The sequence below is a fragment of the Bradyrhizobium sp. SZCCHNS30572 genome (assembly GCF_032484415.1).
Classification (GTDB): Bacteria; Pseudomonadota; Alphaproteobacteria; order Rhizobiales; family Xanthobacteraceae; genus Bradyrhizobium.
This window is the reverse complement of sequence record NZ_JAUESY010000012.1, coordinates 79,825-89,360: the sequence shown is the minus strand read 5'-3', so window position 1 is coordinate 89,360 and position 9,536 is coordinate 79,825. Positions and strand designations below refer to the sequence as shown.

Here is a 9,536-nt window from a genome sequence, read left to right as displayed (position 1 = left end):
CGCCTGCAACTCCTCGGTCCGCTAAGCCCCTGACCTCGCGGCAAAGTCGAGATGGCTGCGGCATCCTGATACTCCAACCGATCTTTCCGCAAAGCGCAGAACTCGCCCCCGATCTCGCGCATTGCGCGTAATCACCGATGCGGCGCGCCGGGAAATTTCCATCAAATAGCCTTACCTACTCACCCTTCCCGACAAGAACATTGATCAGCTTAGGGACCAAGCAACATCGATTGTGACCAGGGCGCGCGAAAACAATGGCGTGCATGTCGGAAGGAAACCGGACCTGTCGGTCTCGACGGAAGCGTTGATGCAATGTCCCCGATGTCGCATCATGTGCGCTTCGGTTGGACCGCGCGCGCCCGACGTCCTGAAGCTATCTCCCACGACCCGTTCGTCGGAGACAGGAGGCTAGTGATGAGTGCTCCAGATCAGAACGATCCGGCGAAACCAGCGCCGCCCTGGGCGAACGAAGAGCTCCGCAGATATGCGCCGCGCCGCCGCCAGACGGAGGCCGGCCCGACGGCATTCGATCCGCCCGCCGACGGCATCCCCCTGCCGCATCATCTGGTCTCCCGGCCAAGCTCCCTGCCGGCCCGGCCAGCGGCCCTTGACCTCGACGATGAGGAGGCCCACCGCGCCTGGAGCGCGAAGCTCGATCCCGTGGTGATGCCCCTGCCGCCGGAGGATCCGGACAAATCGTTGCGGCTGAGCAGCATCATCAAGATCGGTGCCGCCGTCGGCATCGCGGCCTCCATCGCCATGATGGTGGTCAACATGGTCTCCTTCGACAACGGCGCAGCGACACCGGGTGGCAAGAGCCCGATCATGCCGACCGCCGTGCTGGAAAGCCTGGCCCAGATCGATCCTGCGGAAGCCAAGGTCGCCCAGGACGACCCGCCACAGACGGTCGCCGCGCTCGCGGCTCCCAGCGGTACAGAACTGGCGCTGCGGCCATGGCCCTCGACGCCGACGTCGCCAGCGCCAGCCGCGGCAGCACCGGCGGTCTCGCCCCCCTCCGCTGCGCTCCCGATGGCCTCGCCTCGCCCGACCGTTCCGCTGCCGCGAGACGAGGTCGATGCGCTGATGAAGCGCGGACGCGACCTGCTCGCCGCGGGCGACGTCGCCAGCGCGCGCCTGATCCTGACGCGGCTTTCCGACGCCGGAATTGCGGACGCCTCCCTTCTGCTCGCGCGCACCTATGACCCGGCCGAACTGACGAAATCGCGGTTGCTCGGTGCTGTTCCCGACGCAGCCAAGGCGCGTGCCTGGTATCTCAGGGCTGCGGAGCAAGGATCGCCGGAAGCCAGCCGACGCATCTCGGCTGCGCGCTAACGCATACATCTCGGAGCGCTCGAGACGCGACCCGGACCGCTCCCTGCGAGACGGTCGGCCGCGATCTGCTGCGCCCAAGAACCAAATATCGATGGGAGGACTGATGATGCACGGCATCCATGCTGCAGTTCGCGCCTGCTTGGCCGCCAGATGGAGCCGACATCGCAAACCGCGGGATGCAAAGAACAGCCACCCTCGAGCAGCCGCATGCCTCGCCCTGGCTCTGTCCGCTCCGCTGGCGCTGACCGGACATCAAGCGGTCGCCGCGGACAACGAGATCCGCATCGGCAACACCATGCCCTATAGCGGCCCGGCTCTCGCCTATGGCGTCATCGGCAAGACGATCGCGGCCTACTTCAATAAGATCAATGCCGAGGGCGGCATCAACGGCCGGCGCGTCAACTTCATTTCCTACGACGACGGCTATGCGCCGCAGAGGACGGTCGAGATGACCCGCAAGCTCGTCGAGGAGGACAACGTCCTCCTGATGTTCGCCAGCCTGGGCACGGCTCCCAACCTTGCGGTCCGCCCTTATCTCAACGCCAACAAAGTCCCGCAATTGTTCGTGGCATCAGGCTCCTCGCAATGGGACCAGCCGCACGACTTTCCGTGGACCATGGGCTTTCAGCCGAGCTACCAGGCCGAGGCGCACGTCTATGCCCAGTACCTGCTGGAGACCCACAGCCGCGGCAAGATCGCGATTCTTTATCAGGACGATGATTTCGGCAAAGATTACGTCAAGGGATTGAAGGACGGCCTGGGTGGCAAGCTTCCGATCGTGGCGGAAGCCGCCTACAAGGTGACGGACGCCAACGTCAATCAGCAGATCGCCACGTTGAAGGCATCCGGCGCCGACGTCTTTTTCGACGTGACTACGCCCAAATTCGCCGTGATGGCGATCCGCCGCGCGGCCGAGCTCGGCTGGCGTCCGGACCACATCATCTCGACGGTCTCGGAATCGGTCTCCGCCGTGATGCAGCCGGCCGGCCTGCAGAATGCCGAAGGCATCTTGTCCGCGGGCTATTACTACGAGGGCGAGGAGGCCGCGGCCGCAGGCGATCCATCCTACCGCGAATGGTCCGCATTCATGGACCGCTATTTGCCCGACGTACCGAGAAGCAATGGTCTTGCGACCTTCGGCTACCTCGCGGCAAACGCGATGGTCGCAGTGTTGCGGAGTTGCGGCGACGACCTGTCGCGCGACAACATCATGAAGCAGGCGGCATCCCTGAAGAGCCTCAAATTGCCGATGCTGACGCCCGGCATCACCGTCAACACCAGCCCCCATGATCACGCGCCGCTGGAGCAGATGCAGATGATGCAGTTCACCGGCGGCAAGTGGCAGCGCTTCGGTCCGGTCCGGAGCGGTATCGATCCCGGCAGCGTCAGCGATTCCTTTAAGACCATCTTCCGTTACGGCACGGCGAAGCGCGATCTGGCCAACCAGCTGAATGCCAATACCGTCACGCTGATGACCGGCTCGTTCGGCAGCACCTACGCCAATATGGGCGCGGACCTCGCATCCGCGCTCGACAAGGGGACGGAGTTGCGCATCCTTCCCGTGATCGGCCGCGGCTCGGTGCAATCGGTCGCCGACATCCTGCTGCTGCGCGGCGTCGACGCCGGCATCATCCGCAAGGACACCCTGGCCTTTCTCGAGCGCAAGGACTTCGCCAACAACATCCGCGAACAACTGGTCTATGTCACCAAGCTGTTCAACGAGGAGATGCACGTGCTGGCGCCGAGATCGATCGCCAGCCTGAGCGAGCTCGACGGCAAGACCATCGCCGTCGACCTGCCCGACGGCGGCACCTTCGTCACCTCGATCAACGTGTTCGAGCGCCTCGGCATCAGGCCGCATCTGCTCTATATCGAGCCGCGACTGGCGCTGGACATGCTGCGCAAGGGCGACATCGACGCGATCATCACGGTCGAGGGCAAGCCGGTGCAATGGCTGAGCCAGGTCAACGATCCCAATCTGCATCTCGTGCCCGTCGACTACGACAAGGCTCTGCACGACGACTATCTGCCGGCGCAATTGTCCGCCGAGGACTATCCGAACCTCGTCGGCGCCTCGGCGCCGGTGAACACGATCGCGGCCGAGGCCGTACTGGCGTCGTTCAACTGGCCGGCGGGCAGCGACCGTCACCGCCGGCTGTCTCTGCTGGTCGAAGCCTTCTTCAGCAACATGCAGACGCTGCAACGGCCGCCTTATCATCCGAAATGGCAGGAGGTGGCGCCGCTGGCGCCGATCGCCGGCTGGACACGGTTCAAGACGGCACAGGACTGGCTCGATCGCAATACGCCGCCTCCCCAGATGCTGGGGGCCAACGCGCAGGCCAATGATCTGCAGGCGAGCGGCGTTTCGGCCGATCCGCGGCTGTTCCGTGAGTTCATGGAATGGCGAGCCAACCGACAGAAGCGCGCCGCTCCGCGGCACCCACAGTAGCCGGGTCGTGCGGTCAAGCCGCGGCCGAGGCAGGGCTGATCCGCACCTGCACGTCGCAGGGACACGCGAGGTAGGGCGCCGAGGTGACCAGCACGTCCGCCCCCGCCGCAGCATAGGCTGCGGCGTTCTGCGCATTCACGCCACCCGCGGCCGCAATGATCGGTCGCCGCGGCAGCGCCGCGCTGATGGCGATACGCTCCGTCAGCGCAGCGATCTCGGCAGGCGGAAATTTCTCGGCCTGGATGACGTCGAAGCCGGCCACGGCTGCGGCGACGGCCTGCTCGACCGTGGTGACCTCGATCACGAGCCGCTTCTCCGGCGCGCTCCGCCGCAACCGCTCGGCGACATCGGCAAGCGGCGCATCGCCGAGAAACGCCCGGTGTTCCGGAAACACCAGCACCGACTCCGACAGGCCGAGCCGATGCATCACCGCGCCACCCGCCTTCACCGCGGCAACGGCGAACGGCTTGGTTCCGGGGACGTTCTTGCGCGTGCAGGCGACCACAATGCCAGGCCTGATCGCGCGCGCCGCGTCGACGATCGCAGCCGCCCCGGTGGCGACGCCTGACCAGATCTCGATGAGCGTCTGCGCCACCTTCCAGCTCCGCAACAGGCCGGCCGCCGTGCCCTCTGCACGGAGGATCGGAGCCCCCTCCTCCAGCACCATTCCGCTGCCGGCGAACAATTCGACATGGCAGCCCGTGAGCTCGATCAAGGCCGCCGCGTCCTCGGCCAGGGCCAATACCATGCGGCCGCGCGCAGCGAAGTGCATCAGGCCCGGCTCGGCGCCGATCCCGAGCGTCTCCGTCGTCAGGTCGCCATAGGGGACATCGTCGCGGAGCAGCGCTTCCAGATCATGGTGCGTAGCGGTGGTCGGCGCGCGCGACATCTGCTCTTTCTCCACAGGCTGCATCCTCTATATAAACCCTGGTCGCCGCCCGCCCCCGATCGCCAGGCCCCGCATGATCCCGCACGATCTTCCTGCTTCCGCCGAGCCCAATCAGCCCCGTCTCGCCGCCATTCTCTACGGACCGGGCGACGACGCCGATGCCTTGCTGGACGCCTTTGCCCAGGAGCTGCTGCAACGGGGCGTCCGCGTCGGCGGCATCGTTCAGCGCAATACGAGAGACGAAGTCGGCAAGAAAAGCGGAATGGACGTGATCGATCTCGCCAATGGCGACACGATCTCGATCTGTCAGGACCTCGGCACCGGATCGACAGCCTGCAAGCTCGACACCGCTGGCCTTGCCGAAGCCGGCATGGCCGTTCACCGCGCCATCGCGGCCCATGCCGACCTCATCGTGATCAACAAGTTCTCCAAGCAGGAGGCTTCCGGAAGCGGGTTGCGCGGCGAGCTGGCCGACGCAATCACGTCGGGGATTCCGGTGCTGACGGCCGTGCCGCAGAAATGCATCGACGACTGGCGGACCTTTGCGGGCGATTTCGGCACGCTGCTCCAGCCGTCGCTTTCCGCGATGGAAACCTGGTGGCTCGACCTGCGCGCGCGACAGGCGTCGCGCGGCTGATCGGCGCAGCAATTCGGCGCCACGCTCCTATTTGCCGATCATCACATCCGACGACTTGATGACGGCGGAGACGCTGTCGCCGACGGCAAGCGCGAGTTCGTCCACCGCCTCGTTGGTGATCGCCGAGAAGACTGTCAGTCCCGGGGCGAGCTCCACCTTGACGTGGGCGGTGGTCGTTCCCTTTTCAACCGAGATGATTCGTCCCGGCAAGACATTTCGCGCGCTCAGCTTCACGTGCTGTTCCTCATCCGTTGCAGCCTCGTTGCTGCCGCTCAATGTAAACAGAACGCGTGCCAGAACTCAATGACCTATATCAAACACAATACAGGATTGATGATCCGGCGCTGCGTTTGCGGCACCCCGTCGACCGGCATGATCTGACGGCATCAGCCGAACTTGAACAGCACGCCATAGCCGCCGCGCGGATAGCTCCACTCGATGTCGCCGCTGGCCTCGCCGATGACCCGGCAGGTGCCGCATTCGATGCAGCCGTCGACCGTGATCTCGACCTGGCCCTTGTCGTTGAGTTCGTAGCAGCGTGCCGGGCAGGCCTTGAGAAGCGCCTTCAACTGCGGCGTCGGCGTGGTATGCGGACGGACCTTGATATGGGCCCGGCCGGGGTCGACCTGATAGCGATTATAGAACAGCTTGTCTTCGACCCTGACTGCGACGTCCGTGCTCATGTCTGATCTCCCTCGCCTGAGCTGTTTCGTTCATTCACCAATCATCGCCACGCCCGAGCAAACCTGAAGGCGTCACCGAACAGGCCGGTCCATGACCTTGCATTCACGAAGGAGCGCACGGTGCTGCTTTCCTTCTCCTTCTTCGGCGTGCCGTCGACGCGCACGAAGTTCTGCATCGCCTTGGAGACGAGCTGCGGATAGGTCAGGAAGAAGTTCTGCGACTGGTTGTGCAGCAGCGCCGGCATGTCCTTGTATTTCTTCAGGTCCTTGATGACGAAGGAGTCCTCCAGCATCTTCTTGTAGAGCGCGAGGTTCTCCTTGGTCATCGGATCGCGGCGCGACTTCACCTGGAAGATCGCCTCGGCGGCGATGCGGCCGGAGGTCATCGCGAGATTGGAGCCCTCGCGATGAATCGCATTGTTGAGCTGTGCGGCGTCGCCGACCACCACCCAGCCGTCGCCGCAGAGTTCGGGAATCGCGTTGTAGCCGCCCTCGGGAATCAGGTGCGCCGAGTACTCCTTGACTTCCGACCCCTCGATCAGCGGCGCCACCGACGGATGCTGCTTGAACCGCTCGAGCAGGCCGTAGGGCGTCTCGCCGGTCTTCTGGAAGTCGGAGACGAGGCAGCCGATGCCGAGCGAAATGCACTCCTTGTTGGAATAGATGAAGCCCATGCCGGTCATGCCGCGGGAAATCGTGCCGACGGCCTCGATGACGGCCCCTTCGTCGCCCTTCAGGTTGAAGCGCGCCTCGATCGTTTCGCGCGGCAGGAAGTGCATCTCCTTGACCGCGAGAGCGACGTTCTCCGGCTTCGGCCGCTCGCGCAGGCCGGCGCGGGTTCCGAGCAGGCCGTTGACGCCCTCGGCCAGCACGACGACGTCGGCATGGATCTCACCATCGCGCCGATCGGTTCTGACGCCGATCACCTTGCCATAGGCATCCTGCGCGAGCTCGGTCACGGTGGTCTCGCACAGCACGGTGGCGCCAGCCTCCTTGACCTTGGACGAGAACCATTTGTCGAACTGGGCGCGGATGATCGTGTAACGGTTCGGCTTTTCCTCGTTGAAGTCGTCCGACTTGTAGTGCAGGCCGACATGCGACTTGTCGTCGAGCATCCAGAAGCGCTGCTCGACCAGATGGCGTTCCAGCGGCGCTTCCTCGCGGAAGTCCGGAATCAGCTTCTCCAGCATGTCGGCGTAGAGGATCGCGCCCTGCACGTTCTTGGAGCCGGAATACTCGCCGCGCTCGAGCTGCAGCACCTTCATGCCGCGCTTGGCCATGGTCAGCGCAGCCGCATTACCGGCCATGCCGGCACCCACGACGATCGCGTCGAAACGTTCCTCGATCATTGCCCTGCTCCCTCTCTGGTGCCTAGCTTGCGATGCGATCGCGCGAATGCGGCGACAGACGCGCGCGGAATGCCTCCGTCAGCGCGGGCAGCAGCCGGATCGCATCGGTGACGATGCCGACATGCGCGAAGTCGAAGATCGGCGCGTTCTTGTCGGTGTTGATGGCAACGATCAGGTCGGCGCCCTCGACACCGACCCGATGCTGGATCGCGCCGGAGATGCCCGCGGCGATGTAGAGCTTGGGCCGAATGGTCTTGCCGGTCTGGCCGATCTGGCGATCCGAGGTCACCCAGCCCTTCTGCACCAGCGGCCGCGAGCAGCCGAAGTCGGCGCCGAGCACCGCGGCGAGCCCCTTGACGAGCTGGAAGTTCTCCGGCGAGCCAAGCCCGAGCCCGCCCGCCACGACGATGTCGGCATAGGCGAGATTGGACTTGGCGGAATCGCGATCCGGAATGAAGGACAGCACCTTGGTGACGATGTCCTCCTCGACGAGACCGAGCTTGTGCTCGATGATGCGACTGGCGGGTTTCTCGACGCGGTCCGGCATCGGCATCACGCGCGGGCGGACGGTGGCCATCTGCGGCCGATAGTTCAGCGTGTAGATCGTGCAGAGCAGCGAGCCGCCGAAGGTCGGACGCGTCGCGGCCAGCGAGCCGTCGGCATCGACGTCGAGCTCGGTGCAGTCGGCGGTCAGACCCGTGAGCAGCGTTGTCGCGACGGAGCCGGCGAGGTCGCGGCCGAGCGTGGTGGCGCCGAGCAGCAGGATCTCCGGCTTGAAGGTGTTGACGACGTCGGTCAGCGCCTTGGTGTAGGCTTCGTTGCGATAGTCGGTGAGAACGCCGTCCGCGACGATGTAGGCGAGATCGGCGCCATAGCAGAACGACTCCGCGGCAGCGTGCTGCACGGCTTCTCCGGGAGGACCGATCACGACGGCCGCGAGATCGACCTTCAGCTTGTCGGCGAGCTTGCGTCCGGCGCCCATCAGCTCCCAGGATACCGGGTGGACCTGGCCGCGCTCCTGCTCGATGAACACCCAGACGTGCTTGTAGGCCTTGAAATGCTCGGGCAGCTCCTTCTTGGTCGCGGCGCGACCGGCTGCGGCGGGCGGTGCTTTGGTGGGTTCGCTCATGGTCGTCGTCCCTTGGTCCGTCAAAAGCCGTTTGGATCAGAAGCCGTGCGCTGACGTCGTCAGCTCGGCTTCGAGCTTCGGCTGCCGCTTGAACAATTCCTCGATCAGCGCGTCGGCCGGCGCGCGGTTCGAGAAGTCGACCATGGTTGCCTTCTCCGCCCGGGCCGACGGCGCGAAGACCCGCTTCACGATGGTCGGCGAGCCCTTCAAGCCGCACTTCGAGATGTCCTCGACGCCGGCGTCCTTGGCGCTCCAGGTGACGATCTGAGCGCGCGCCGCACGGAGCGCATCGGCCATGGCGCCGCGGCGGATCTCGTTGGTCGCCTCCAGCATCGTCACCAGGCACGGCAGCTTGGTCTTCAGCACTTGAACGCCCCCCTCGGAGCGGCGCTCGGCTTCGATGGTGCGCGCGACAGGATCGACCTCGCGGATCTTCGCCACGTAGGTCAGCTGCAGCAGGCCCAGCCGCTTGGCGATGCCCGGGCCGACCTGGGCGGTATCGCCGTCGATCGTCTGCTTGCCGGTGAACACGATGTCGGGCGCGCCAAAGGTCTCGCTGACCTTGCGAATGGCTGTCGCCAGCGCATAGGTGGTTGCCAGCGTATCGGCGCCAGCGAAGAAGCGATCGGTCAGCAGCACGGCGCGGTCGGCGCCGTAGGTCAGCGCCCGGCGCAGCGAGTCCTCGGCGGACGGCGGTCCCATGGTCAGCACCGTCACTTCGCCGCCGAACTTGTCGCGCAGTTGCAGCGCCGCCTCGAGCGCAAACAGGTCGTAAGGGTTGATGATGGTCGGCACACCCTGGCGCATGATGGTGTTGGTCACCGGATGAACGCGGATCTGCGCGGAGTCCGGAACCTGCTTGATGCAGACGACGATATGCATGCGATCACTCCGGGTGTGTAGTCCTGCGATCAGGACAGCAATTGTCGTACCAGTTTCGGCCGCGATGATTATTGGCACGGATTCAACACCTTGGCGCATGAACCCGATCTGCTTCTGAAAACTCGCCGACGAGGTCCGACACGTCGCAAGCAACACGCGTCGGGAATGCGACAGGAACTTGAAAGC

The 9,536-nt window shown here is 64.9% G+C and carries 9 protein-coding genes; 3 read left to right on the top strand and 6 right to left on the bottom strand.

Features of this window, described 5'->3' with window-relative positions:
* The first annotated feature begins 414 nt into the window (after window positions 1-414).
* The gene (locus tag QX048_RS31170) at window positions 415-1,332 is read left to right on the top strand and encodes a sel1 repeat family protein (RefSeq protein ID WP_315825156.1); all 918 of its coding nucleotides are present in this window, start codon (window positions 415-417) and stop codon (window positions 1,330-1,332) included.
* Between the two features lie 103 nt (window positions 1,333-1,435).
* Window positions 1,436-3,781 carry an ABC transporter substrate-binding protein gene (locus QX048_RS31165; protein ID WP_315825157.1) on the top strand — a complete coding sequence of 782 codons (2,346 nt, stop codon included), beginning with the start codon at window positions 1,436-1,438 and terminating at the stop codon, window positions 3,779-3,781.
* Window positions 3,782-3,794: 13 nt separating this feature from the next.
* Here the strand turns inward: QX048_RS31165 and modD are convergent, their stop codons facing one another.
* A complete protein-coding gene (gene modD, locus QX048_RS31160; protein ID WP_315825158.1) occupies window positions 3,795-4,670 on the bottom strand; it encodes a ModD protein in 876 nt (291 codons plus the stop codon).
* 73 nt (window positions 4,671-4,743) lie between these two features.
* On the opposite strand from modD, the gene QX048_RS31155 reads away from it, so the two are divergent.
* Window positions 4,744-5,307, top strand: a complete 564-nt coding sequence (locus tag QX048_RS31155; protein ID WP_315768941.1) for a DUF2478 domain-containing protein — start codon at window positions 4,744-4,746, stop codon at window positions 5,305-5,307.
* Window positions 5,308-5,334: 27 nt separating this feature from the next.
* Here the strand turns inward: QX048_RS31155 and QX048_RS31150 are convergent, their stop codons facing one another.
* The 5 genes from QX048_RS31150 to QX048_RS31130 all read right to left on the bottom strand — a co-directional run bounded on the left by QX048_RS31150 (window position 5,335) and on the right by QX048_RS31130 (window position 9,350).
* Window positions 5,335-5,541 carry a molybdopterin-binding protein gene (locus QX048_RS31150; RefSeq protein WP_315713067.1) on the bottom strand — a complete coding sequence of 69 codons (207 nt, stop codon included), beginning with the start codon at window positions 5,539-5,541 and terminating at the stop codon, window positions 5,335-5,337.
* A 152-nt stretch (window positions 5,542-5,693) separates the two neighbouring features.
* Window positions 5,694-5,990, bottom strand: a complete 297-nt coding sequence (locus tag QX048_RS31145) for a ferredoxin family protein (RefSeq protein ID WP_172112536.1) — start codon at window positions 5,988-5,990, stop codon at window positions 5,694-5,696.
* Window positions 5,991-6,031: 41 nt separating this feature from the next.
* Complete coding sequence (locus QX048_RS31140) at window positions 6,032-7,339, bottom strand: FAD-dependent monooxygenase (RefSeq protein ID WP_315752867.1); 1,308 nt, start codon at window positions 7,337-7,339, stop codon at window positions 6,032-6,034.
* A gap of 22 nt (window positions 7,340-7,361) precedes the next feature.
* The gene (locus QX048_RS31135; RefSeq protein ID WP_315713073.1) at window positions 7,362-8,468 is read right to left on the bottom strand and encodes an electron transfer flavoprotein subunit alpha/FixB family protein; all 1,107 of its coding nucleotides are present in this window, start codon (window positions 8,466-8,468) and stop codon (window positions 7,362-7,364) included.
* 36 nt (window positions 8,469-8,504) lie between these two features.
* Window positions 8,505-9,350: an electron transfer flavoprotein subunit beta/FixA family protein gene (locus QX048_RS31130; RefSeq protein WP_315752866.1), complete on the bottom strand. Its 846-nt coding sequence runs from the start codon at window positions 9,348-9,350 to the stop codon at window positions 8,505-8,507.
* Window positions 9,351-9,536 lie beyond the last annotated feature (186 nt).